Raw genomic sequence first — 23936 nt, forward strand, 5'->3', positions numbered from 1 at the left:
GAAACTTGCGAAAACCGCAGTTGGTATGTCCTCCCGACGACTCCGTAGAGCCAAATGACTCGAGTGAGCGTTATCGGCTGCGGGAACATGGGGGGCGCCCTGCTCAGGGGGCTCGCCGGCGCGGGGGGGTATCACCTCACGGCGATCGACCTCGACCCCGAGGCGCTCGCCGCGATCGAAGACGCCGTCGACGAGGCGACGGACGACGTGGCGGCGGCGCGCGACGCGGACATCGTCGTTCTCGCGGTGAAGCCGGACGTGGCGCCGGCGGTGCTCGACGACCTCGACCTGCGCGCCGACCAGCAACTCGTGACGCTGGCGGCCGGGCTTCCCCGCGAGTTCGTCGCGGAGCGAACCGACGCGCCGGTCGTCCGGATCATGCCCAACCTCGCGGCGGAGACCGGGAACATGGCCGCGGCGGCGACGAACGCGGGCCTCACCGACGAGGTGCGGGAGATGCTCGACGCGGTCGGGGAGTTCGTCGAGGTCGACGAGTCGCTGATGCACGTCTCGACCGCCGTCAACGGCAGCGGCCCGGCGTTCGCCTTCTACCTCATCGACGCGATGAAGCAGGGCGGGATCGAGAGCGGACTCGACCCCGAGCAGGCGGAGACGCTGGCCGCGCAGACGTTCAAGGGGGCCGCCGAGACGGTGCTGCGCGACGAGCGGAGCGTCGACGAGCTGATCGACGCGGTCTGCTCGCCTAACGGGACGACCATCGAGGGGATGGAGGTGCTGTGGGACAGCGACGCGGACGCGGCCGTCGAGGACGCCGTCGCGGCCGCCGAGCGCCGCTCCCGCGAACTGGCCGCGGAGTTCGACGATGCCTGAGGACGCCGGCGTCGAGCGGGTCGGCCGCGCCGACTCCGAGCGCGTCGCGGCCGCGCGGCGGCAGGCGGCCGCGGCCGACCGCGTGATCGTCAAGGCCGGGACGAACTCCCTCACCGACGACGACTCGCGGCTCGACCGCGTGAAGCTCGACAAGCTCGTCGCAGACGTGATGGACCTCCGCGAGCGCGGCACCGAGGTCGTGTTAGTCTCTTCGGGAGCGGTCGGCGCCGGGACGGGGCGGCTCGACGAGGGGCCGGCGTCGCGCGAGGGCGTCGACTCCATCGCGGAGAGTCAGGCGCTCTCGACGGTGGGACAGGGCCTGTTGATGCGCCACTACACGCAGAGCTTCGAGCGGTTCGACCAGGACGTCGCACAGATCCTCGTGACCGGGACCGACCTCGACGCGCCCGAGCGGTTCGACAACTTCACCAATACCGTCGAGACGCTGCTGTCGTGGGGGGTCGTCCCGGTCGTCAACGAGAACGACGCGGTGGCGACAGACGAGCTACGGATCGGCGACAACGACATGCTGTCTGCGTCGGTCGCGCTCGGGCTCGACGCCGACCTTCTCGTGACGCTCACCGACGTCGACGGCGTCTACACCGGGAACCCGAAGCGAGACGACGACGCCGAGCTGATCGAGGCGGTCGACGACGGGTACGACCGGCTCCGCGAGATCGTCGGCGGCGGCACCGAGACCGACTTCGGCGGGATCCGCACGAAGGTGGAGGGCGCTCACGACGTGAGCCGCCACGGGATCCCGGCGATCATCGCCGGCTCCGCCGAGCGCGACGTGTTAGACCGGATCGCAGCGGGTAAGCCGACGGGCACGCTATTCGTGCCGAAGACGGGTGACGACGATGAGTGAGAGCCACACCGACGTGGAGACCGACACCGACGAACTGGCCCGCCGGGCCGAACGCGCCGCCCTGCGGCTCGCGAACGCCGACGAGGCGACGCGGAACGAGGCGCTCAGGTCGATCGCGGACGCGATCCGCGAGCGAGAGGCCGAGATACTCGACGCCAACGCCGTCGACGTCGAAGAGGCGGAGGCGATGCTCGCGGACGGCGAGTACACGCAGGCTCTCGTGGACCGGCTGAAGCTCGACGAGACGAAGATCGAGGAGATCGCGTCGATGGTCGAGTCGGTCGCCGCGCAGGACGACCCGCTCGGAGAGACCCTCGCGGCGCGCGAACTCGACGAGGACCTGGAGCTGTACCGGGTCACGGTGCCGATCGGCGTCGTCGCGACCGTGTTCGAGTCGCGGCCCGACGCCTTAGTCCAGATCGCGGCGCTCGCATTGAAGTCCGGCAACGCCGTCGTCCTCAAGGGCGGCAGCGAGGCCAGCGAGTCGAACCGCGTGCTCCACGAGGCGATAGTCGAGGCGACCGCGGACCTCCCCGACGGGTGGGCCGCGCTCATCGAGGCCCACGAGGAGGTCGACCGCCTGCTCGAACTCGACGACCGCGTCGACCTCGTGATGCCCCGCGGCTCCTCCGAGTTCGTCTCCTACATTCAGGAGAACACCCAGATCCCCGTGTTGGGCCACACCGAGGGGATCTGCCACGTCTACGTCGACGCGGACGCCGACCTAGAGATGGCCGAGGAGGTCGCCTTCGACGCGAAGGTCCAGTACCCGGCCGTGTGCAACGCCGTCGAGACGCTGCTCGTCCACGAGTCCGTCGCGGACGCGTTCCTCCCGGACCTCGTCGCGGGCTACGAGACCGCCGGCGTCGAACTGCGCGGCGACGAGCGCACCCGGGAAGTCGTCGACGTCGCGCCCGCGACCGACGACGACTGGGACACGGAGTACGGCGACCTCGAACTGTCGATCGGGGTCGTCGACGACGCGTACGCCGCGATCGAACACGTCAACGACCACGGCTCGAAACACACCGAGTCGGTCCTCACCGAGGACCCGGAGACGGCCGAGACGTTCATGACCGGCGTCGACGCCGCGAGCGTCTTCCACAACGCCTCGACGCGGTTCGCGGACGGCTACCGCTACGGGCTCGGCGCCGAGGTCGGCATTTCGACCGGGAAGATCCACGCCCGCGGCCCGGTCGGACTGGAGGGCCTCACGACGTACAAGTACTACCTCGAAGGCGACGGCCACCTCGTCGCGAGCTACAGCGGCGAGGACGCCGTCCCGTTCACCCACCGCGAACTCGACGACGCCGAGTGGACGCCCGGTCGGCTGTCGACGGAGTAGGGTTGCGCGCGGTCCGAGGTTTTCTTCAGGGATCATCCGCGGAGACCTCGTCTCACGCCGATTCTCGGTTAGATCACGGACTGAATCGAGCGAGACGAATTGCGGTGATTTTGTATAGCGAAATAAGATTTACTCGTCGCGGTCGCGACAGATATTCGTCGGATTAAACCCGACGTAATTCTGCGCGATCCGCCGAACTCCGGAATAATTACCCCGGCCGCTCACGCAGCGAGGCCCATGGTCGACTCCGACTGGGGCGACTGGCTGCCGCGCGCGGTCGCGGCCGCCGACCCCGACACGGTGGCGCTGTGGTACTTGGGCTGTAACGGCTTCGCGGTCAAGGGGAGCGAGGGGACCATCCTCTGGATCGACCCGTACGTCGGGACGGGCGACCCGCCGCGGACGATCCGCATGATCCCGATCCCGTTCGATCCCGAGGACGTCGAGGCCGCCGACGCCGTGTTGGCCACCCACGAGCACACGGACCACGTCCACGGGCCCTCGCAGGCGCCGATCCTCGCGAACACCGACGCCGACCTCGTCGCGCCGGACGACTCGCTCGCGGTCGCGCGCGAAGAGGAGGCGTGGACCGACGAGTACGCGGTGAGCGAGGCCGCCTTCACCGAGGTTCGGGAGGGCGACGAGCTGAAGATCGGCGAGTTCACCGTTCACGTCGTCGAAACGCACGACGCGGATGCGACCCACCCCGTCGGCTACGTGATCGAACACGAGGCGGGCACGGTGTTCCACGCCGGCGACAGCAAGCCCTCGCCGTCCTTTACCGGGCTCGCGGAGCGGTTCGACATCGACCTCGGCATCCTCGCGTTCGGCTCCGAGGGCACGGTTCCCGACAAGGAGACGGGCGAACCGGTCCCGACGAAGTGGTACAGCGACGAAAACGAGATCGCGGCGGCCGCGAACGACCTCGGACTCGACCGGCTGGTCCCCACCCACTGGGACATGTGGAAGGGGCTAACGGCCGATCCGACCGCGCTCCACGACCACGTCCGGAGCTACGAGTCGCCCGAGCGGTTAGAGATAGTCGAGATCGGCGATCGGATCGACCTGTAAACGGGAGCCGAGCGGCCGTTTTCGCGGCGTCTTCGGTTATCACCCACGAAACGCGGCCCGTGGAATTTAAGCCCCTGCTCCGGGACGTGCGGATATGAGCGAACGGACGGCGGAGGCGGCCACGACCGTCGACGAGGACGGCATCCGCGTCGAGAAATCCTTCACGGACGACGCGTTCCCCGTGCCTGCGGTGATGTACACCCTCTCTTCACACCGCGAGGACCCCGTACGGGTGCGTATCGTCGACCGGGTCCCGGAGTCGTTCCCGATGGACCAGGTCGGGTTCCACCCGGAGTACGAGAGCGAGAACTGGACGGCGTACAAGGACCACCGCGTGGAGTTCGAGCGCGTCATCGATCCTGACGAGAGCGTCGAGACGGTGTTCGGAATCCGCGACGAGGACCCTGACCTCGACGGGTTCCTCGGCACGCCCGTGATCGAACACGTGCCCGTCGGCGAGGAGATCGAGGACGTCCTCGGCGCCGGCGACACGGACGCCGTCAGGGAGGTGCTCTCGGGAGACCGCGCGACGCTGCCCGGAATGGCGGACGACGACGAGCCGATCCCCGAAGACCCGGGCGAGGCGTCCGCGGCCGAGGAGGCCGACGCGGAACCCGCCGAACCGGCGGCGACAGACGCGGAACCGGAGGCCGCCGACCCTGAAGCCGACGACGGTCCGGAGGCCGAACGAGAGCCCGACGCCCCCGTGCCGCGTGCGGTCGACGAGGGCACGCCCGCCGTGACCGCACACGAGGGGGAACCGCTCGGCGTCGCGGCCGAGGCGGGGACCGAAGCCGAACCGGAGGGCGAGTCCGAACCGGCCGACGCTGCCGACGAACCCGACGAGACGGCCGAAGTCGACGACACGGAGGCGGAAGCGCCCGCCGAAGGCGAATCGGAGGCCGCCGGCGAGCGGTCCAGAGACGACGACCTGTCCGACGAGGAACCGGGCGACGCAGAGGCGAGCCTGCCCGGCGAGGGCGGCCTCGCGGCCGCGCTGGCGGCCGAAATCCGGAGCGGAGCGGCCGACGAGGAGGACATCGAGACCATCGAGTCGGCCTTCGACGCGGGCGTGCCGCGCAGCGTCGACGTGCGGATCGCCCGCCTCCAGTCGAGCGTGGCCGACATCGAGGCGTACGCCGACGCGCTCGCGGAGTTCATCGACGGCGAGGGGACGGCCCGAGAGATCCTCGACGGGATAGACGACCGGGTCGACACCGTCGAGTCCGAGGTCTCGGCGCTCGACGACCGCCTCGACGAGGCGGACGAGGAGCGCGAAACGATCGAGTCGGACGTCGCCCGCGTCGACTCCGCGGTCGACTCCGCGTCGAACGCGGTCGACGCCGTCGAGGAGCGCGTCGGCGCCGTCGAGGGCGACGTCGACGCGGTCGAAGGAGACGTCCGCAACGTCGAGGACGACGTCCGCAACGTGGAGGGCGACGTACGGGCGGTCGAAGACGAGGTCGCGTCCGTCGACGAGACGGTGGCGTCGGTCCGAGACGCCGTCTCGGCCGTCGAGACCGACGTGGACGACCTCACCGCCGACGTCGACCGGGTGGAGGGAGAGGCCGAGGCGGTCGCGGAGAGCGTCGACGACCTGGGCGACGACGTCGAGGCGCTGTACGAGGAGGTCGATAGGGCCGCCGAGCGCGCCGAGAACGCCGAGGGGCTGGCCGAGGACGCCGCCGCGGACGCCGACGACGTCGCGGCTCGCGTGGACGACGTCGAGTCCGACCTCGGCCGCTTCGACGAGGAGTTCGACGACCTGTGGGACGACCTCGCGGAGGTCGACACCCGTCTCACCGACATCGAGGACCAGCTCGGCGAGGACCTCGACGACGTGGCCGCCGAGATAGACGAGATCAACGACCACCTCGACGAGCTGGACGAGTTCCGCACCCGGCTCAACGAGGCGTTCGGTCCCTGAGTCGGGACGGAACGACTTCTCGAGAAAACGCCGGGACTCGACTCCCTCGAAAACGCAACCCGTTTTACCTGTGCGACCGCAGATCGGTCAATGACTGATCCCGTTCCGGTCGCCGTCCCCCGCAAGGGACGCCCGCTCGAAGCGGTGTTAGAGCGGGTCGCGGCCGTCTCGGACGACGACCGCCTCGACCGGCTCGCGGACAGCGTCAGCAACACGCTGCGGTACGAGAAGGCCGTCACGAAGGGCTCGGTCGATGCCGACGGCGGCCCGTACGAGCGGCTGGCCGAGTACTCCGACCCGTCGACGCCGGCGGAACCGGAGTTCACGTTGCTGCGCGACGACCGAGGAGGGAAGCCGCGTCGGATCGTCTTCGACGCCGCGACGGTCGATCTGGGCGACGTGACGGTCAAGCTCGTCGGCCGCGAGGAGCCGTTCCGCGCGCTTCGGACACACGAGTTCGCGCTCGGCTTCGACTCCGCGGACCTCGTCTTAGAGGAGGTGGTCGGAATCCGGGCGAGCGGTCTCGGGAACATCTCCGACATCAACGACCGGATCGACCCGGTCGACACCGACGTCCGCGTCGTGACCGGACTCGGAGACACGGTGTATCACACGCTGATGGGACGAGCGGACCGGCGCGGCTCCGGCGAGACGTTCGACCGCTCGTATCTCACCGAGTATCAGGGGCCGCTGTGCATCTCGCCGCGCTACGAGCGGCTCGTCACCGCGGTGCTGGGAACCGACGCGCTCGACGGCGTCGAGTTCGTCTATCCCGACGCGGACGAGGAGGAGGAGGCCGCTATCGCCCGAGTCGGCCTCGGCGTGTACCTCACCGTCACCGGTTCGACCGCGCGCGAACACGGGCTCTCCGTCGGTGAGCACCTCTTCCCCAGCGAGACTGTCCTCATGCGCAACGCGGCCGAGACGGACGGAGCCGTGTCCCGCGTGCTCCGAGCGCTCGAACGCGAGGCCGCCGACTCGGAGATCCGCGTCTGACTCCCCGCGGACGATATCGCGATATGTGATATACGCGATCGCAACGCGCCGCGATCGATCCCGAGTGGTCAGCGAGTCGCGAGGATACGGCCGGCGACCGGCGACGCGAACTCGTCACGCGACCCCCGCGGGACCGTACTCGCGGACGACCCCGGAGGCGGAAACCCGATCGAACGAACCGACCCCCCGAGGCAGTCGGGGTCCGTAGGCGCCTCACGGAGAAATAATTTATATCCAGAAATGTAGGACATAATAGTCGAAATTGTAGTACTACATTTCGATATTACTTTTTTGAGGGCGGCGTTATAGGGTACTACTCACCGAGATAAGGTCACTTATCCGGAATTCTGGGATAGATTGAAGTCGCGGCCGCGAAAACGCTCGTCCGAGAACGATGGGAAGCGATCGACAGTCGGTGAAGACGTACGTGCCGACGGAGCAGAAAGACGTGTGGCGCGAGCACGCCGACGAACTCGACATGTCGCTGAGCGAGTTCGTTCGGACGATGGTCCAGGCGGGGCGGCGGGGGTTCGCGCCGGCGGCGGAGACCGGATCCGAGGAACCCGCTTCCGAACCCTCGGACCCCGGGGGTCGCGACCTCGAAACGCGTGTCCGCGCGGTTCTCGAATCCGGCCCCTGCTCGTGGGACGAACTCGTTCAGGCGGTCGTCAGCGACGTCGAGGACGAACTGGAGGCGACGCTCGACGACCTTCAGGACCGCAACCGGGTTCGGTACAGCGGCCGAGACGGAGGGTACGTGTTGACCGATGAGTAGCACGCGCACGGCCCCCGACCCCGACGACCCGGTCGGCTACTTCCTCGAAGACCTCACGTACCACGGGAAGACGGACCGGACCCGAGAGTCCTACGAGCGCGTCCTCCGGCGGTTCGAGTCGTTCCTCGACGACGGGGAACCCGGTTCCGCGACCCACCGCGACTGTATGTCGTTCGTCCACTCGCTGCGGGGCGACGTCGCGGACAGCACCGTCGCGACGTACGCGGCCTACCTCCACCGGTTTTACGGGTACATGACGGAGGTTGGGGCCTTCGACGGGAACCCGATGACGCTGGTGATGGAGGAGATGGACGAGACCGTCGACAAGGACCCCGCCCGCCGAGACGTGTCGATCCCGGCGATGCGGTCGTTCGTCGCCGGGATCCGCCACCCGCTCCACCGCGCGCTCGTGGTGACGCTGTTGAAGACCGGGATGCGGGTGGGCGAGCTGTGTAACCTCGACCTACGGGACCTGTCGGTCACCGACTCGGACCTCGACGCGGCGTACTCGCTCGGGGGACGCCCCGCGCTGTCCGGCCGGCCGGACTCGGTCTTCGTGACCGCCGAGGCGACCGTCGGGGAAGAGCTGAACGGCGAGGTGCGGGCGGCAGCGAACAAACGCAAGCGCGGGACGGTGATCCCGGTCGACGACGAGCTTCGTCGGACGCTGAAACGCTGGCTCGCGGTCCGTCCGGACTCGCCGTCGCCCGCGGAGCCACTGTTCGTCGGTACCGCGGAGGGGTGGGGCGAGCGGCTAGAGCCGCAGGCGGTCAGACACGTCGTCGAGCGGTACGCCCGCGAGGAGGGGTGGTACCGGACCGGCGGCGGCGCCGACGAGAACGTCACGCCCCACTACTTCCGGCACTTCTTCACGACGCACCTCCGGGACCGGACCGGCGACCGCGGCGTGGTGAAGTACCTCCGCGGCGACGTGGCCGACGATGTGATAGACACGTACACCCATAACTGGGGCGACCAGGTGCGCGAGGTGTACGAGGCGAGCGTGTACCGCCTGCTGCCGTAGCGTGACGGAACGTCTCGGATTTTGTTGTGTTTCCGGTAACTGAATCGGTCTGAGAGCGAACAAATAAATGGCATATCGCTATATCGAAGGTGCTGCGGTGGAGTCGCGAACGCTTCTGAAAACGGTCACGGGATAGACGCCGTTCGGGCCGGTACCCGAGCCGCGATTACACCGCTCTCATCGAATTCGAAATGGAGCGTCTGGCCGCGACAGGTGGATACCACACCGACAGTTTTTGCCGACACCGGGCGGGCGTCACACACCGTGTCACTCATATGTCGCGACGATAGTGTGGAGACGACGATGGCGCTCCTCGAGGTGACCGCCGCGACCGGCCTCTCCGTCGCCGCCGGGACGGCGGTCACAGCCCTCCTCTGTGTCGGGCCCCGACAGGTGTCCCGCGCGGTAACCGACGTCGACGACCGCCTCCGCGAGGTCGCTCCCTACCTCGGGGCGGCGCTCGCGCTGCTCGCGGCCAAGCAGATCACGCAGGGATACCGGCTGCGGCTCTCGCGCGCGCTTGACTGGAACATCACCGACGAGCTGTACGCGCTGGAGGGCGGGTTCGTGGCGAGCCTCCAGCGCCTGACGCCGGACGCGGCGCTGGAGCTTTTCACCGTGAGCTACATGGTCGGGTTCGCCTTCCTCCTCGTCGCGGCGCCGGTGACGTACTCCCTCTCGGCGGGGCACGGCCAGCGGTACCTGAAGGAGCTGCTCGTCGCGTACATGCTCAACTACGCGGTCGGCACCCTCTGTTACACGCTGTTCATCTCGTACGGGCCGCGGAACTACCTAGAGTCTGTTTCCGGGCTGATGTATCAGATCTACCCGCAGACGCAGGACCTCACCGCGGCCGTCGCGTCGAACACGAACGTGTTCCCGTCGCTTCACACCTCGCTGTCGGTGGCCGTCCTCGCCGTCGCGTGGCGCTCCCGGCGGACCCACCCGCGCTGGACGCCCGCCGCGGCCGCGGTCGCGGCCGCCGTGGTGTTCTCCACGATGTACCTCGGGATCCACTGGCTCACCGACGTCGCGGTCGGCGTCGTGCTCGGCGTCGGGTCGGTGTACGCCGCGACGCGGATCGTCGACCGGGTCGAGTCGCGGCCGGGGGCGCCCCGGACCGGTGGCGAACGCGGGGGGCCGACCGGGCGGCCCGGCGACGACTGACGGGGCACGCACCCGGGAACCCAGCCTCAGTCAGCGGACACACTCAAGTGGCGACGTTCGGGATCGGCCCGTATGGCTCGAACCGAACGCGTCGTCGACGCGCGGGCGCACACCGGTGAGGGGCCGCTGTGGCACCCCACGGAGCGCCGGCTCTACTGGGCCGACGTCCCGGCGGGCGTGTTGTACCGGTACGACCCCGAGACGGGCGAGAACGCGGTCGCGTACGAGACGGACGGCGTCCCTCTCGGCGGGTACACGGTCGAGGCCGACGGGGCGCTGCTGCTTTTCACCCGCGGGTCGGTCGAGCGCTTCGTCCCGGAAGCGTCCGACACGGAGACCGTCCTCACGGTCGACGCGGACACCCGGTTCAACGACGTCGTCGCGGACCCGGAGGGACGGGTGTTCGCCGGAACGATGCCGGGCGAGGACGCGCTCGGCGACCTCTACCGGATCGACACGGACGGCTCGGCGCGCGTCGTCGTCGAGGGGGTAGACGTCCCGAATGGAATGGGGTTTTCGGGGGACGGGACGACGTTCTACCTCACCGAGTCCGAGGAGCGCCGGATCGACGCGTTCGACTACGACTACGTCACCGGCGAGATAGCGAACCGCCGACCCTTCGTTGAGACGCCGCCCGGAGACGGCGTCCCCGACGGGCTGACCGTCGACGCCGAGGACCACCTCTGGTCGGCCCGCTGGGACGGGGGACGAGCCGTCCGGTACGACCCGAGCGGGAGGGCGGTCGCGGCGGTCGAACTCCCCGCGCGGAAGGTGGCCTCCGTCGCGTTCGCCGGCGCCTCCTGCGAGGCGCTGTACCTGACGACCGCGCTCGGCGGCGGCGACAGGGACGGCGAGGGCGACGGCGCGGGCGCGCTGTTCCGAGCGACCGGGCTCCCGGCGAGCGGCCGCCCGGAGTTCCGGTCTCGGATCGCGGTGGCGTAGCGTCGGGGTTTTTCTCGCGGGACGCGCCACGGGGACGCATGACGCGCCACGACCCGGACTCCTTCCGCGGCCGCCTCCTCGCGACGCTGCGGCTCCAGTTCCCGGACGCGCTCGACCCGGCCGGCGGCTTCCGCCTGCTCGACCCGGAGTCCGGGGAGCCGTACGCCGGACCCCGCCGGCACCTCGTCGCGACCTGTCGGTCGATAGCGAACTTCGCGGCCGGTGTGGTGGCCGACGGCCCCGACTGGTGCGCCGAGGCGGCCGAACACGGGATCGAGTTTCTGGAGTCCGCACACCGCGCGGACACGACCGACCGGAGCGAGGGGTACCACCTCGTCGTCGAGGCCGACGGCTCGCCCGTCGACCGCACGCGCTCGGCGTACGGCCACGCGTTCGTCCTGCTCGGGTACGCGCGAGCGGCGGACGTGGGCGTCGACGGCGCGGCCGCGGGGCTGGACGCGACCGTCGACCTCCTCGACGCGCGGTTCCGCGACGGGACCGGCTGTCTCCGGAGCGACTGCGGTCCCGACTGGGCCGAGCGCGAGGCGTACCGCGGCCAGAACGCCAACATGCACGCCTGCGAGGCGTTCCTCGCCGCCTACGAGGCGACCGACGACGGCGCTCACCTCGACCGCGCGCGGCGGATCGCGGAGCGGCTGACCGTCGAACTCGCGGCCGAGACCGACGGCCTGCTGTGGGAGCACTACGACGCGGACTGGGCTCACGACTTCGGGTACAACGCCGACGAGCCGCGCCACCGGTTCCGCCCGCCGGGGTACCAGCCGGGCCACCACGTCGAGTGGGCGAAGCTCTGTGCGCTGTTGGACCGGTACGACGCGACGGCGACGGCGGCGTCCGAGTCGGTTCCCGGCTCGGGCGACTGGTACGACCGCGCGGTCGCGCTGTTCGACGCGGCCGTCGATCTGGGCTGGACGGACGGCGGATTCGCCTACACCGTCGAGCGCGACGGGACAGTTATCGTCGCCGATCGCTACGGCTGGGCGCTCGCGGAGGGGATCGGCGCGGCCGCGGCGCTCGCGGGGCGGGCGACCCGGCGAGGCGACGGAGAGGCGGCCGGCCGCTTCCGCGAGTGGCGCGATCGCTTCGTCGACCGCGCCGACGCGTACCGTGGCCCGGCCGGACTCTGGTACGAGAAGCTCCCGCCGGCCGGAAGCGACGGCGACCCCGATTCGCCGGAGCCGCCGGGCGTCGAACCCGACTACCACCCCGCGAGCGCGTACTTCGAGAGCTGGCGCTCCGGAGTGCGGTGAGCGCGGAACGCGAAACCCGGGGCCGCGGTCACTCCTCGTCGAGCAGGCTCTCGACGAGGTCCTCGGGGTCGAACAGGGTGATGTCGTCGTACCCCTGACCGGTGCCGAGGAAGAGGATCGGCTTGCCGGTGACGTACGCGACCGAGATGGCGGCGCCGCCCGAGGAGTCGGCGTCGGCCTTGGTGAGGATGGCGCCGTCGATCGCGGCCGCGTCGTCGAACTCCTTCGCGCGGTTGACCGCGTCTTGGCCCGCGACCGCCTCGTCGACGAAGAGGGTCATGTCGGGGTCGACGACGCGGTCTATCTTCTCCAGTTGCGCCATCAGGTCGTCGCTCGTGTGGAGCCGCCCTGCGGTGTCACCGAGGACGACGTCGACGTCGTTCGCCTCGGCGTACTCGACGCCGTCGTAGATGACGGCCGCCGGGTCGCCGCCCTGGTCGTGGCTTATCAGATCGCGGCCGAGCCGGTCCGCGTGCTCGCGGATCTGCTCGTTCGCGCCCGCGCGGTACGTGTCGCCGTTCGCGAGGACCGAAGAGTAGCCGCGGTCCGCGAGCCACTCCGACAGCTTCGCGATGCTGGTCGTCTTCCCGACGCCGTTGACGCCGGTGAAGACGATGGTGACCGGCTTCTCCGCCGCCGCGATCCGCTCTTCGAAGTCGAACTGCCCGACCGCGATGACATCGACGAGCGCGTCGTGAAGCGCCGACTCGACGAGTTCGCCGGTCGTCTCCACCTGCTTTCGCGACTCGCCAAGCATGCTCTCGCGGACGCTGTCGAGGATCTGCTCCGCGACGCTCATCTCCACGTCGCTTTCGAGCAGCGCCATCTCGAGGTTCCACAGCGGCTCCTCTAGGTCCTCCTCCTCGATGATGATCCGGCCGGTCGCGAACGCCTTCGCGCGCTGGAAGGTGCTCGGCTCGTCGTCCGACGTCGTCTCGTCCGCGTCGTCGGCCTCGGCGGTTTCGGCGGTTTCGGCGGTCTCAGCAGAGGGGGCGTCGGCCGTCGCGGCGTCGCCCTCGGCGGACGCGTCGCTCTCGGCGGCCGACTCCTCCTCGGGAGGGGCTTCTTCCTCGACCTCCGTCGACTCCTCGACGTCCTCTCGGAAGCCGGAGAGCTTGTCTTTCAGTCCGTCGAACACGGTCGAGTCCTCGTCTTACTCCTCGTCGTCTTGGGCCTGTCCCATCTGCTGCATCTGCTGTTGCTGCATCTGCTGTTGCATCTGCTGGGCCTGCTGTTCCAGCTCGTCGCTCTCGGTCTCCAGTTCGTCGACCTCGGCTTCGGTCTCCTCGATCCGCTCGTCGAGCGCCTCCTGCTTGCGCCGGAGCACGTCGATGGCGTCGTCCTGCGGCTGCTCAGCCGAGTAGTTGCCGCCGAGCGAGACGATGACCTCGTCGATGTCTTGGACCTCCGCGCGGAGGTACGCGCCGCCGCCGAGCGGGACCTGAACGGTCGCGCCCGTGTCGAGGGTCTCGATGGCCTCAACCGCGTCGTCGATGTCGGCCTTCTCCTCGCGGTAGTCTGCGATCTCCGCTTCGAGTTCCTCGATCTCCTCGTCGAGCGCCTGCAGCTCCTGAGAGAGCTGCTGGAGCTGCTGTTGCCCGCCGCCCATCATGCCGCGGACACCTCCTCGATCTCGATCTGGGTGCGCTTGCGGTTGTGCTGGCTCCCAACGTTGGTGTAGATCCGCTCGCGGGCGAGATCCTCGTTTTCCGCCTCGACGTCCTTCGTGAACGGCTGGAAGCCGTCTCGGCTCTGGAACCGTCCACTCACCGTGTAGGTACTCATGTTCCTCGATCCGGCAGGCACAGGGAAGTATCTTCCTAAAAAGGGACAGGCGTCGACCGCGCCGCAAACGGGGCGGAGGCGCCGTGGGAGCGGACGAGGGGCCGTGAGAGCGCACGGGAACGTGAGAGACGACGGCGGAGACGTGAGAGACGACGGCGGAGACGTGAGAGACGACGGCGGGGGCGTCACCCAGAGAGGTCCGCGCGCCGGAACCGGACGACCGCGAGCGCGACGAGGACGGCCGTCGCCGCGAGCAGCACCGCGGCGCCCGTCAGGTCGTACTCGCCCAACACGAGGACCGCGGAGGGGTCGTAGTGCGCCGTCGGGCTGAGGTCCCCGAACGCGGCGTAGTCGGTGCTGGCGACGACCGACTCGAACATGAACAGGGCGAACAGCGCGCCGAGCGCGATCCGTTGGGCGATCCCCGGCCGCGAGGCGAGCGCCGACGTGGCGATCCCGACCGCGACGCACGTCAGGTGGTACGGGACCGCGAGCGCGTGGACCGCGACGAGCCGTTCGGCCGCGATCGTCTCGCCCACCGCGAGGACGCCGACGTACGCGACGACCGGCAGGACGAGGTTCAGCAGGGCGACGAGCGGGACGATCCCTAGGAACCGCCCGATCACCGCGTCGCGGCGCGCGACCGGCGCCGACAGGGTGAGGTCCATCCGGCCGGAGGCGACGTCGCCGGCGATCGTTCCCCCGGCGAGGTACGCGAGGTAGAGACCGACCAGGAGCAGCCACGCGAACTGGTAGAACTCCACGGCGAGGAACCCCTTGATAGAGGAGATGGCGATGATCCCGAACGCCTCCCGAAACGCCGGCGGGAACGCCTCGACGTACGCGTCGAGGTCGATCCCGGCCGTCGACAGCGACGGGAAGAAGGCCAGAAAGAGCAGGAGGAACGCGGAGAGCAGCCCCGTCACAACGAGCGACCCGCGGGTCCGACCGGCGGCGTCGTACCGGGCGATCGCGAGCCACGGCGCCGGGCGGTCGCTCATCGGGCCTCACCCCCCGACTCCGCGGTCGCGCCGCTCCCCGCGTCGCCGGCGGGTTCCACGCCGCCTCCGCCGACTCCCCCGCTCCCTGTCGGTCCCGGCACGTCGCCGTCGTAGAAGGTCATGAACGCCGCTTCGAGCGGCGCGTCGACGACGTCGAGGTCCAGCACGGTGTATCCCGAGAGCAGGTCGATCAGCGCGTCGTACTCGCCGGTCCAGGTGAACGAGACGGTCTCGCCGACCCGGAGGTTCATGATCCCGCGGCGCTCGAAGTCGGCGCGGTCGACCGCCTCCGCGACGCGGACGCGGACCTGCTTTCCGCCGCGCGACCGGAGGGCCGCGACGGACTCGACGGCGACGAGGTGCCCCTCCCGGAGGACGCCCACGCGGTCGCAGAGCGCGGCCACCTCCCCGAGGACGTGCGAGGAGAGGAGCACGCTCGCGCCGTCGTCGACGCGCTCGCGCACCAGACCGGCGAACTCTTCTTGGAGCAGCGGGTCGAGCCCGGAGGTCGGCTCGTCGAGCAACAGGAGGTCCGGGTCGTGCATGAACGCGGCCACGAGGGCCACCTTCTGCCGGTTGCCGCGGGAGAGGTCGGCTATCCGGCGCGACTCGTCGAGGCCGAACCGGTCGACGAGTTCCTCGCGGCTCGACGCGCCGCGGAGCGCCGCCTGATGGTCGAGGAACGCCGCCGCGGTCCGGTCGCGGTCGAGTCCCGGGTCCCCGGGGAGGAAGCCGATCCGTTCGCGAGCGCGACGCGACTCGGTCGGGTCGGTCGCGTCGTGACCGAGGAGGGTCGCGCCGCCGCTCGTGGGCGACAGGAAGCCGAGGAGCGTGCGGATCGCGGTCGTCTTTCCCGCGCCGTTCGGACCGAGGAACCCGAACACCTCGCCCTCCTCGACGGTGAACGAAACGTCTTCGATCCCTCTCACGTCGCCGTAGTACTTGGTGAGGTTCCGGCACTCGATGGCGGGCATACCGCACGCAACTCCGCTGTAGCTCTTAAATGTGGGAGTGCGTCGGAGGACGGCGGCGGCTCGACGAACGGATTGGTCGACGAGGTCGGAGGCTTAGTCGATGAAGCCGAGCGTCTCCTCGATCCGGCCTAGCTCCGGCCCGGTCGTGTCCTCGCCGACGACGTACCCCTCGTCGGTTGCGACGAGCCCGGAGCCGACGAGCGGCGCACCGTAGTTGACGGTGCCGAGGTCGGCGCGGACGTCGAGCGCCTCTTCGACCGCCTGAAGCTCCGACTCGGTCGACTGCGGGTGACAGAGCACGCCCGTGTTGTTGGCGACCGCCGCGGTGCCGACGGTCCGGACGCCGCCGAGGTCGCCCCGGGTGACCGGGACGTCGAGGGCGTCTTTGATCGCCTGGACCGACTCACGCGAGAGGTCCGGGTGGACGTACGCGCCGTAGTCGTTCGCGAGGACGACGTTGCCGGCGGCGTTGATCTCGCCCGGGAGTTCGCGCACCGGGACGCCGGCGGCGTCCTCGATCCGGTCCTTCTCGCGTTCGGTCGCGCGGGCGGAGACGATGACGCCGCTCTCGTTGCCCGTCGCGAGCGCCCCGACCGTGTTGGACCGTCCGACCGTCGTCAGCAGGGGCTCGGCGCCGAGTTCCGCGCCGAGGTCCTCTGCGAGGGTCTCGTCGACGTCCGGCCGGACCATGAGGAGGTCGTCGACGGCGCGGGCGAACACGCCCACGTACGACGAGCCGGTGAAGGTCGCCCGTAACACGTTACTCTGCGTGCTCGGCCTCGACGACCGGTTCGCCGTCCTCGACGAACCGAGCCGCGCGGACCCGCACCGTGCTGGGCGGGTTCTGCCGCCCGTTCTCCCAGACGGCCTCGTTGACGGAGCCGTCGATGATAACGTCCTCCTCGTCGACCGAGAAGTGCTTCGCGAGGTGCTGGCGCGTGATCTTCATGGCGTAGTCGGCGCGCTGCTGGACGGGCTTGTCCTTCGCGTCGCGGAGCGGGACGGTGACGACGCGCTCCTCGAAGTCGTTCGTCGACATTTACTCGTCCAGGTCGTTCCGGCGCCAGTTGCGCCGCTTGGGGTTTCGCGTCACGTTCATGTCGGTCTTCATCATGACCCACGCGGGGACGCGGGTGTTCTGGCGCTCCGCCTTCGCCAGACGCTTCTTTTGAGCCTTCGACTTGTCTCCCATAGTGGCGCACACTTTCCGCGGGGCGCATAAAACCCCTTCCATACGGGTCGCGCCCGAGCCGTCCGAATCTGACCGGAACGCCCCCCGAGACCGCTACAGTTCCCGCTCCGCGATCCCCGCGTAGATCCGGTAGCAGCGGTCGAGCACGTCCAGCCCGACGCTCTCCGTGTCGGTGTGCGCCTCGCCCGGCTCGGAGGCGCCACAGACCAGACACTCCGTGCCGGCCCCCGCGAGCCACCCCGCGTCGGTCGCGTGCGGCTTGGTGACGTGTTCGGGCGCGTCGAGGCCGCGCTCCGCGTGGACCGCGCGGGCGACGTCAAGCGCGGCGTCCGCGAACGCCGCGTCCCCGCAGGCCATGGGCGGGAGGTCCTGATCGACGGCGAGTTCGACGCCCGGCCTCGCGTCCGCGACGCCCGCTAGGTCGGCGCGGCCGCCGGGGACCGTCCGCTCGTCGACCGTCGCCTCGCAGCGCTCGGGGATCACGTTCCACGTGTCGCCGCCGTCGACTATCGTGACCGCGAGCGACCCGGACACGTCGTTTCCGAGGACCGTCGCCCGCGGCGCGTCGAGGTCGCGGACCGCGTCGATGGCGTCGACGGCGCGGTAGATCGCATTCTCCCCGGCCTCCGGCTCCGAGGCGTGCGCGGCCTCGCCGCGCGCGACGAGCCGCGATCCCCGGCGCCCGCGGTGTGCGACAACCACGTCCGTGACGGCCGGCTTCGAGTAGTTCGTCGACCCCTCCGCGACGACCGCCCGGTCCGGCGCGAACCCGGCGTCGATGGCGTGGCGCGCCCCCTCGCCGCCGACCTCCTCTCCGACGAACGAGGCGAAGACCAGTTCCCGGCCGTCCGGCGGCGTCGCGTCCCGGAACGCGCACATCGCGGCCGCGACCGACCCCTTCATGTCGGCGGTCCCGCGGCCGTAGAGCCGGCCGTCGCGGCGCTCGACGACGTACTCGCCGTCGAGCCCCTCGCCCGTCGTCTGTTCCGGCGCCGGCGGGACCACGTCGTGGTGACCGACGAGCGCGAGCGAGTCGGCGTCCGGGTCATCGGTCGCGCCCGCGAACGCGAGGACGTTTCCGGCACCGTCGCGCTCGACGGTCGCGTCCGTCTCCCCGCGCAGCCACTCCTCGATCGCGTCGCCCGCTGCCGTCTCGTCCTCGTGCGATGGGATCGAGACGAGCCGCTCGGTGAGGTCCGCGAGTTCGTCCATGCCGCCTAGTGGCGGCCGTCACCGCTTAAGCGCGTCCCTCGCGGACACTCGGGGCGACCGGACGCCGGCGCCCGGGCCTCACGTGGTGAACAGCTCCGTGTCGTCGGGCACCGCGAACAGCCCGAGTCGGACGCCGGCGTCGAGCCAGCCGTAGCCGTACGAGTACGAGGCGAGCGCGTTCACCGGGTCGCCGTCGTCGCGGAAGTGCCGGCCGTCGTCGAGGTACGACTCCGCCATCTCGGTCACGTCCGCCGCGGCCTCGCCCAGCGGCGTGTCCGCCGGCGGGCGCGGCTCCGCGGCCGCCAGCGCGTCAGCGAGCATCCGCTCGTAGCGGTCCGTCTTCTCCTCCAGAGCAGCGGGCATGTCAGAGCGTTCCGTCGGGCGGACAAAAGCGGTCGGGTATTTTTGCCCTCGCGACCCGTTACACTAGACTGATGAAGCCCCGCCCTCCCGCAGGGGGCCGATCGGCCCTCGCCCTCGTGGTCGCGACGAACCTCCTCCCGCTCGCCGGCGTCGTCGGGTTCGGCTGGCGCGTCGGTGAACTGCTCGCGGTGTATTGGATAGAGGTCGCCGTCCTCGTGATCGCCCACGCCGCCGCCGCGATGTTCGCCGAGCGACCGATCCGGCTCGAAGACCGCTCGTTCTACATCACCGGCTACGACGAGGACGCCGAGCGAGACGAGGTGTGGGAGACCGACGCGGAGCCGGTTCACCTCGTCTCGTGGCTCCCGCCGATCTACCGGCGGAACCTCCGCGTCGTCCGCCGGTCGCTCGGGATCTTCGCGTTCATGATGTTCCCGCTCTTGGCGGTCGGCTGGGAGGCGCTCTCGTACCTCACGCCCACGGTCGGAGTGGCGACGCTCGGCGTCTGCGGCGCACAGGTCGGGGAGGTGCGTCGGGAGTTCTTCGCCGAGCGCGCCTACGAGGACCAGTCGCCGTACATGGTGGTCGAGGCCGCCCAGCGCGTCGTCTTCTTCTACTTCGTCGTCGCGATACTGACGGCCGTTTCGGTGACGTTCGGAATCGCCGTGATCGATGTGGTACTGGCTCCCGGACTGCTCGACGGCGTCGCCGACGCGGTCCTCCTCGTTCCGTACCTCCTCCCGATCGCGCTCGGGAAGGCGACCGTCGAATGGAGCCGGCGGCGCGCCTTCCGGGAGGACGACCCGGACGGGATCGCGACGTGGTTCACGGGCGAGGACGCCAGGCGCGACTGGAAGAAGGAGGAAGAGTCCGTCGGAGACGGCTGACGACGCGGGGCGCGGTCGCGTCGGCGATGGGGGGAAGCGAACGCGGCGAGGGGACAGGACGCGGCCGGCGTCGCGGTGCCGAAAGCGCAACGCCGATACGCTCGGCCGCGAAACGGCGGGTCATGTACGAGGCCGTTCACGCCCACCCCGACGGGGAGGCGACCGTCGCACGCCACGCCGCGACCGCCGCCCGGCACGGCTACGACGGGATCGTGGTGCGGACGCGCGACGCGCTGGCGGCGGCCGGCAACGGTGGCGGGTCGACCGCGGCGGACGGCGACGGGAGCCCCGTCCGTGACCCCGATGCCCTCCGGGAGGAGTACGGGATCGACGTCGTGGACGCGGTCGAGATCGACGCCGACGATCCGACGAGCGCCTCCGGCGCGGTCGGGAACTACCGGTCCGACCGAACCGTGGTCTGCGTGGTCGGCGGCGACGACGCGCTGAACCGGTTCGCGGTCGAGCAGTCCCGCGTCGACGTCCTCGTCCGCCCGATGGCGGGCGGCGGCGACTTCAACCACGTCCTCGCGAAGGCGGCGCGCGACAACGGCGTCCGCGTCGAGTTCGACTTCGGCCCGGCGCTGCGCGAGACCGGCGGGAAGCGAGTCCGGGCGCTCGCGGACCTCCGGAAGCTCCGCGAGATCGTCGACCACTACGACGTGCCGTACGTCGTGAGCGCGAACGCGCGTTCGCACCTCCAGCTGCGAGCGCCCCGGGAGCTGGTCGCCGTCGGGGAGGCGATCGGGTTCGACGCCGAGGCCGTCCGCGAGGGGCTCCGGGGGTGGGGCGACCTCGTCGAGCGCAACCGGGAGCGCCGCTCCGAGGGCTTCATAGAGCCGGGGGTCCGACGTGGCAGGTATGAAGAAGACGGTTGCTGAACACGCCGAGCGGTTCTCCGAGAAGGCGGCGGCGTACGACGACTCGAAGAGCGACGAGTACCACGCCTGCGCGAGCCTCGTTATCGACCACGCCGCGCCGGAGGCGGACGACGTGGTCCTCGATCTGGGTGCCGGGACCGGCGCCATCGCGCTCGGGGTCGCCGGGGACGCCGAGCGCGTCCTCGCGCGGGACATCAGCGAGGGGATGATGGAAGAGGGCCGCCGGAAGGCCGCCGACCGCGGCCTCGACAACGTCGAGTTCGCGTACGGGGAGTTCCGCGACCCCGGATTAGAGCCGGACCAGCGTGTGGATATCGTCACCTCGAACTTCGCCCTTCACCACCTCGCGGACGACGAGAAGCGCGAGGCGATCCGGGTGATGAGCGAGACGGGGGCGCGGCAGATCGTCCTCGGAGACGTCGCGTTCTTCGAGGAGCCGGACCCGGACGCGCCGTTCTACAGCCCCGAGGTGGACGACCCCGCGACGGTCGGCACGCTGGTCGAGGCGTTCACCGAGGAGGGGTTCGCGGTGACCGCCGTCGAGCGCGTCCACGACCAGGTGGCGGTGATCGTCGCGGAGCAGAGCCGGGAGCTCCCGGCGTGATCGCTCCGTGAAACACCTGCCGAAACACCTCCGGCCGCGGTGGCGGTACCTCGCGGTCGGGATCGAGTCGTGGGCGGGCGCCGATATCGGTCGGCGGGCGTTCCAGCGCGCGCTGTGGTACGGCGCCGGCAACCTCCTCGGGGACGGCGGCAGCGCCGACGCCGACCTCACGCTGCTGTCGTTCTCGCACGCGGACGGGACCGGGGAGGCCGTCGTCCGCGTCAGACACGGCCACGTCGACGACGCCCGCGCCGCGATCGCGTGCGTGAGCGAGGTCGACGGCGAGCCGGTCGGAATCCTCGTCAGGGGGATTTCGGGGACGGTGCGTGCCTGTGAGGAAAGATATATGGGTCGCGCGACCGCCAGTTTGACACAGCGAGACGTCGCGTTCGAGGGCGCCGAGCGGCCCGCGGTCGTGCGCGGAGACGCGTGCGACGTGCGGGCCGAGTCGGGTTGCGTCGGCGCGACGACGTTCGACACCGAGTGATATCATGCAGGGCCAATCCCAACAGCAGGCGTACGACCGCGGCATCACAATCTTCTCTCCGGACGGCCGACTCTACCAGGTCGAGTACGCCCGGGAGGCGGTGAAACGAGGGACGGCGAGCGTCGGGGTCCGCGCCGAGGACGGCGTCGTCCTCGCCGCCGACAAGCGCGCCCGCTCCCCCTCATGGAGCCGGAGAGCATCGAGAAGCTCCACAAGGCCGACGACCACGTCGGCGTCGCGAGCGCGGGCCACGTCGCGGACGCCCGCCAGCTCATCGACTTCGCGCGCCGGCAGGCGCAGGTGAACCGGCTCCGCTACGGCGAGCCGGTCGGCATCGAGACGCTGACGAAGAACATCACCGATCACATCCAGCAGTACACGCAGGTCGGCGGCGCGCGCCCGTTCGGCGTCGCGCTCATCGTCGGCGGGGTCGAGAACGGCGAGCCGCGCCTGTTCGAGACCGACCCCTCGGGGACCCCCTACGAGTGGCAGGCGCTCGCCATCGGCTCGGACCGCAGCGACCTCCGCGACTACCTCGAAGCGGAGTACGAGGAGGGCATCTCGACGGACGAGGCTGTCGGGCTCGCGCTCGACACCCTCGCGCAGTCGAACGACGGCGAACTGACCGCCGACGGCGTCGGCGTCGCGACGATCACCGTCGACGACCCCGAGTACGCCGAGCGGTCGACCGACGAGATAGAGGCGACCCTCGAGGAGCGCGACCTGCTCCCGGCCGACGACGACGAGGCGGCCGACGACGAGGCGGCGAACGGCGACGAAGAGTAACGCGTCGGCGTCGCGGACGCGACGGGCGGCGCGGCGTTTTCTCCGCGTCCGGTCGGGAGAGTTATGCCGTCGGAGACAGACCAGAGAGGCGTGCAGAAGACGGTACTCATCACCGGCTGTTCCTCGGGTATCGGCCGCGCCGCGGCGCACGCCTTCTTAGACGAGGGATGGACCGTGTACGCCACCGCGCGGAACCCCGCGGACATCGAAGCGCTCGGCGAGGCGGGCTGTGAGCTCGCCACGCTCGACGTCACCGACCAGGACGACGTCGACCGCGTCGTGGACCGAATCTTAGACGAGGAGGGCGCGGTCGACGCCCTGATCAACAACGCCGGCTACGGGCAGTTCGGGCCGGTCGAGGACGTCACCACCGAGCGGGTCCACGACCAGTTCGACGTGAACGTGTACGGGCCACACCGGCTGACCCGGGCGGTGCTGCCCGCGATGCGCCGCGAGCGCGACGGGACCATCGTCAACGTCTCCTCGGTCGCGGGCCGGGTGTCGATACCCGGCGGCGGCGTGTACAGCGGGTCGAAGTTCGCCCTCGAAGCGATGTCGGACGCGCTGCGGAACGAGGTCGCGGACCTCGGGATCGACGTGGTCGTCGTCGAGCCGGGACCGGTGAAGACGAACTTCTCGAAGCGCGCGGAAGCGGAGGCCGACCCCGAGGAGCGCGAGGGGATCGAGCGGACGGCGGCGTACGAGGAGCTGTACGCGATGTTCGAGGACGCGCAGCTGATCGGCGGCGACGGTCCCGGCTCGGTGGAGCCGGAGCTGGTCGCGAACGCCATCTACGACGCCGCGAGCGCGACGCAGCCCCCCGCGCGGGTCCAGCCCGGGACCGTCGCGCGCGTCGGCGTCCTCGCGCGGTTCCTCCCGGACGCCCTGCTCGACAAGGCGTACGGGCTCGTCAGGAGCGTCACCTCGTAGTCGGGCCGTTCACTCCGAATCGCCCGCTTCACCGTCCGCGGCGACCGCGAACGGACTCTCTCCCTCCCGCCAGTCCCAACCCGGGAGCCGCGTCTGGAACCCCGCGGCGAGCGCAGCGTCGAGGTCGTCGGCGCCCGCGGTCCCCGCGCCGACCCGGTCCGTCTCGGCCGTCGCGTCCCGGTCCACGTAGAGGTCCGCGACGTGGAACGTCGCCTGCGCGAGCAGCGAGAGGGGGCGCCCGCCGGCGACCGTCGCGGCCAGTTCCCGGCCGAGGACCTCGTCGACGACGAAGCCCGGGTAGTCGCCCTCGACGTCGAGGTGGCGGAGGAGCGCGACGCAGGCGGCGACGTTGACGGCGACCTCGCCGTCCGCGAAGACGGCGTCGACCTCGCGGCGGTACGCGTCCGGCGTCACCGCGTCGACCTCCGTCTCGAAGAGCCGCCCGAGCCGGTCGCGGGCGTCGTTGAGTATCGGGACGACGACGTCGGCGCGGCCGCGGACCCAGTCGCGTTCGTCGCGGACCGTCTCCGGCGTGACTCGCATGGCCCCGATTCGACCGCCTGCGGCTTGCCCTTTGCGAAGGCTTTTATAATGGCGGGGCGGTAGCGTGATCCAAGCGG

Annotated in this window: 27 protein-coding genes and 1 pseudogene; 17 read left to right on the plus strand and 11 right to left on the minus strand. The window is 70.3% G+C overall.

What is annotated here, in order from left to right:
• Positions 1-87 precede the first annotated feature (87 nt).
• The 11 genes from proC (at position 88) to KI388_RS05530 (ending at position 12217) form a co-directional block, all read left to right on the plus strand.
• Positions 88-831, plus strand: a complete 744-nt coding sequence (gene proC / locus KI388_RS05480; protein WP_251133250.1) for a pyrroline-5-carboxylate reductase — start codon at positions 88-90, stop codon at positions 829-831.
• Positions 824-1699: a glutamate 5-kinase gene (proB, locus tag KI388_RS05485; protein ID WP_215088354.1), complete on the plus strand. Its 876-nt coding sequence runs from the start codon at positions 824-826 to the stop codon at positions 1697-1699. The genes proC and proB overlap by 8 nt, the downstream gene beginning before the upstream one ends.
• A complete protein-coding gene (locus tag KI388_RS05490) occupies positions 1692-3044 on the plus strand; it encodes a glutamate-5-semialdehyde dehydrogenase (protein WP_215088355.1) in 1353 nt (450 codons plus the stop codon). Before proB ends, KI388_RS05490 begins: the two co-directional genes overlap by 8 nt.
• A gap of 237 nt (positions 3045-3281) precedes the next feature.
• Positions 3282-4115 (plus strand): MBL fold metallo-hydrolase, encoded by an 834-nt coding sequence (locus tag KI388_RS05495; RefSeq protein WP_215088356.1) that lies wholly within the window; start codon positions 3282-3284, stop codon positions 4113-4115.
• A 94-nt stretch (positions 4116-4209) separates the two neighbouring features.
• Positions 4210-6042 carry a DUF4795 domain-containing protein gene (locus KI388_RS05500; protein WP_215088357.1) on the plus strand — a complete coding sequence of 611 codons (1833 nt, stop codon included), beginning with the start codon at positions 4210-4212 and terminating at the stop codon, positions 6040-6042.
• A gap of 90 nt (positions 6043-6132) precedes the next feature.
• Entirely contained in the window at positions 6133-7038 is a 906-nt protein-coding gene (locus tag KI388_RS05505; protein ID WP_215088358.1) for a hypothetical protein, read from the plus strand.
• A gap of 394 nt (positions 7039-7432) precedes the next feature.
• Positions 7433-7813 (plus strand): DUF5805 domain-containing protein, encoded by a 381-nt coding sequence (locus tag KI388_RS05510; RefSeq protein ID WP_215088359.1) that lies wholly within the window; start codon positions 7433-7435, stop codon positions 7811-7813.
• On the plus strand, positions 7806-8837 hold the full coding sequence (locus KI388_RS05515) for a tyrosine-type recombinase/integrase (RefSeq protein ID WP_215088360.1): 1032 nt from the start codon (positions 7806-7808) through the stop codon (positions 8835-8837). Before KI388_RS05510 ends, KI388_RS05515 begins: the two co-directional genes overlap by 8 nt.
• Positions 8838-9140: 303 nt before the next feature.
• Positions 9141-10004, plus strand: a complete 864-nt coding sequence (locus KI388_RS05520) for a phosphatase PAP2 family protein (RefSeq protein ID WP_215088361.1) — start codon at positions 9141-9143, stop codon at positions 10002-10004.
• Between the two features lie 72 nt (positions 10005-10076).
• Entirely contained in the window at positions 10077-10946 is an 870-nt protein-coding gene (locus KI388_RS05525; RefSeq protein ID WP_215088362.1) for an SMP-30/gluconolactonase/LRE family protein, read from the plus strand.
• A gap of 38 nt (positions 10947-10984) precedes the next feature.
• Positions 10985-12217, plus strand: coding sequence for an AGE family epimerase/isomerase (locus tag KI388_RS05530; RefSeq protein WP_215088363.1), 1233 nt, complete (start codon positions 10985-10987; stop codon positions 12215-12217).
• 28 nt (positions 12218-12245) lie between these two features.
• On the opposite strand, the gene ftsY is transcribed toward KI388_RS05530, so the two are convergent.
• The 10 genes from ftsY to KI388_RS05580 all read right to left on the minus strand — a co-directional run bounded on the left by ftsY (position 12246) and on the right by KI388_RS05580 (position 18744).
• The gene (gene ftsY / locus KI388_RS05535) at positions 12246-13355 is read right to left on the minus strand and encodes a signal recognition particle-docking protein FtsY (protein WP_215088364.1); all 1110 of its coding nucleotides are present in this window, start codon (positions 13353-13355) and stop codon (positions 12246-12248) included.
• A 15-nt stretch (positions 13356-13370) separates the two neighbouring features.
• Positions 13371-13826 carry a prefoldin subunit alpha gene (gene pfdA / locus KI388_RS05540; protein WP_215088741.1) on the minus strand — a complete coding sequence of 152 codons (456 nt, stop codon included), beginning with the start codon at positions 13824-13826 and terminating at the stop codon, positions 13371-13373.
• Positions 13826-14002, minus strand: coding sequence for a 50S ribosomal protein L18Ae (rpl18a, locus tag KI388_RS05545; RefSeq protein WP_006629917.1), 177 nt, complete (start codon positions 14000-14002; stop codon positions 13826-13828). The genes pfdA and rpl18a overlap by 1 nt, the downstream gene beginning before the upstream one ends.
• A gap of 185 nt (positions 14003-14187) precedes the next feature.
• Positions 14188-15003 carry an ABC transporter permease subunit gene (locus KI388_RS05550; RefSeq protein ID WP_215088365.1) on the minus strand — a complete coding sequence of 272 codons (816 nt, stop codon included), beginning with the start codon at positions 15001-15003 and terminating at the stop codon, positions 14188-14190.
• A complete protein-coding gene (locus KI388_RS05555; protein ID WP_215088366.1) occupies positions 15000-15977 on the minus strand; it encodes an ABC transporter ATP-binding protein in 978 nt (325 codons plus the stop codon). The genes KI388_RS05550 and KI388_RS05555 overlap by 4 nt, the downstream gene beginning before the upstream one ends.
• A gap of 93 nt (positions 15978-16070) precedes the next feature.
• Positions 16071-16736, minus strand: coding sequence for a translation initiation factor IF-6 (locus KI388_RS05560; protein WP_215088367.1), 666 nt, complete (start codon positions 16734-16736; stop codon positions 16071-16073).
• 1 nt (position 16737) lies between these two features.
• Entirely contained in the window at positions 16738-17016 is a 279-nt protein-coding gene (locus tag KI388_RS05565; RefSeq protein ID WP_215088368.1) for a 50S ribosomal protein L31e, read from the minus strand.
• Entirely contained in the window at positions 17017-17169 is a 153-nt protein-coding gene (locus KI388_RS05570; protein ID WP_004050128.1) for a 50S ribosomal protein L39e, read from the minus strand. It abuts the gene before it with no gap.
• A 93-nt stretch (positions 17170-17262) separates the two neighbouring features.
• Positions 17263-18381, minus strand: coding sequence for a M20/M25/M40 family metallo-hydrolase (locus KI388_RS05575; RefSeq protein WP_215088369.1), 1119 nt, complete (start codon positions 18379-18381; stop codon positions 17263-17265).
• Between the two features lie 78 nt (positions 18382-18459).
• Positions 18460-18744: a DUF357 domain-containing protein gene (locus KI388_RS05580; protein ID WP_215088370.1), complete on the minus strand. Its 285-nt coding sequence runs from the start codon at positions 18742-18744 to the stop codon at positions 18460-18462.
• A gap of 71 nt (positions 18745-18815) precedes the next feature.
• Between KI388_RS05580 and KI388_RS05585 the strand changes: the two genes are divergently transcribed.
• From KI388_RS05585 to KI388_RS05610, 6 genes and pseudogenes are all read left to right on the plus strand, one after another.
• Positions 18816-19631: a DUF6498-containing protein gene (locus KI388_RS05585; protein WP_251133221.1), complete on the plus strand. Its 816-nt coding sequence runs from the start codon at positions 18816-18818 to the stop codon at positions 19629-19631.
• Between the two features lie 122 nt (positions 19632-19753).
• The gene (locus tag KI388_RS05590) at positions 19754-20509 is read left to right on the plus strand and encodes an RNase P subunit p30 family protein (protein WP_215088371.1); all 756 of its coding nucleotides are present in this window, start codon (positions 19754-19756) and stop codon (positions 20507-20509) included.
• Positions 20490-21113, plus strand: a complete 624-nt coding sequence (locus tag KI388_RS05595) for a class I SAM-dependent methyltransferase (RefSeq protein WP_215088372.1) — start codon at positions 20490-20492, stop codon at positions 21111-21113. The genes KI388_RS05590 and KI388_RS05595 overlap by 20 nt, the downstream gene beginning before the upstream one ends.
• A gap of 7 nt (positions 21114-21120) precedes the next feature.
• Positions 21121-21600: an Rpp14/Pop5 family protein gene (locus tag KI388_RS05600; protein ID WP_215088373.1), complete on the plus strand. Its 480-nt coding sequence runs from the start codon at positions 21121-21123 to the stop codon at positions 21598-21600.
• A 4-nt stretch (positions 21601-21604) separates the two neighbouring features.
• Positions 21605-22386, plus strand: a pseudogene (gene psmA / locus KI388_RS05605) (archaeal proteasome endopeptidase complex subunit alpha).
• Between the two features lie 63 nt (positions 22387-22449).
• Positions 22450-23316, plus strand: a complete 867-nt coding sequence (locus KI388_RS05610; RefSeq protein WP_215088374.1) for an SDR family oxidoreductase — start codon at positions 22450-22452, stop codon at positions 23314-23316.
• A gap of 9 nt (positions 23317-23325) precedes the next feature.
• Here KI388_RS05610 and KI388_RS05615 read toward each other — a convergent pair whose 3' ends face one another.
• Entirely contained in the window at positions 23326-23859 is a 534-nt protein-coding gene (locus KI388_RS05615) for a hypothetical protein (protein WP_215088375.1), read from the minus strand.
• Positions 23860-23936 lie beyond the last annotated feature (77 nt).

Origin of the sequence: Halorubrum sp. 2020YC2, assembly GCF_018623055.1 — an archaeon.
GTDB lineage: Archaea > Halobacteriota > Halobacteria > Halobacteriales > Haloferacaceae > Halorubrum.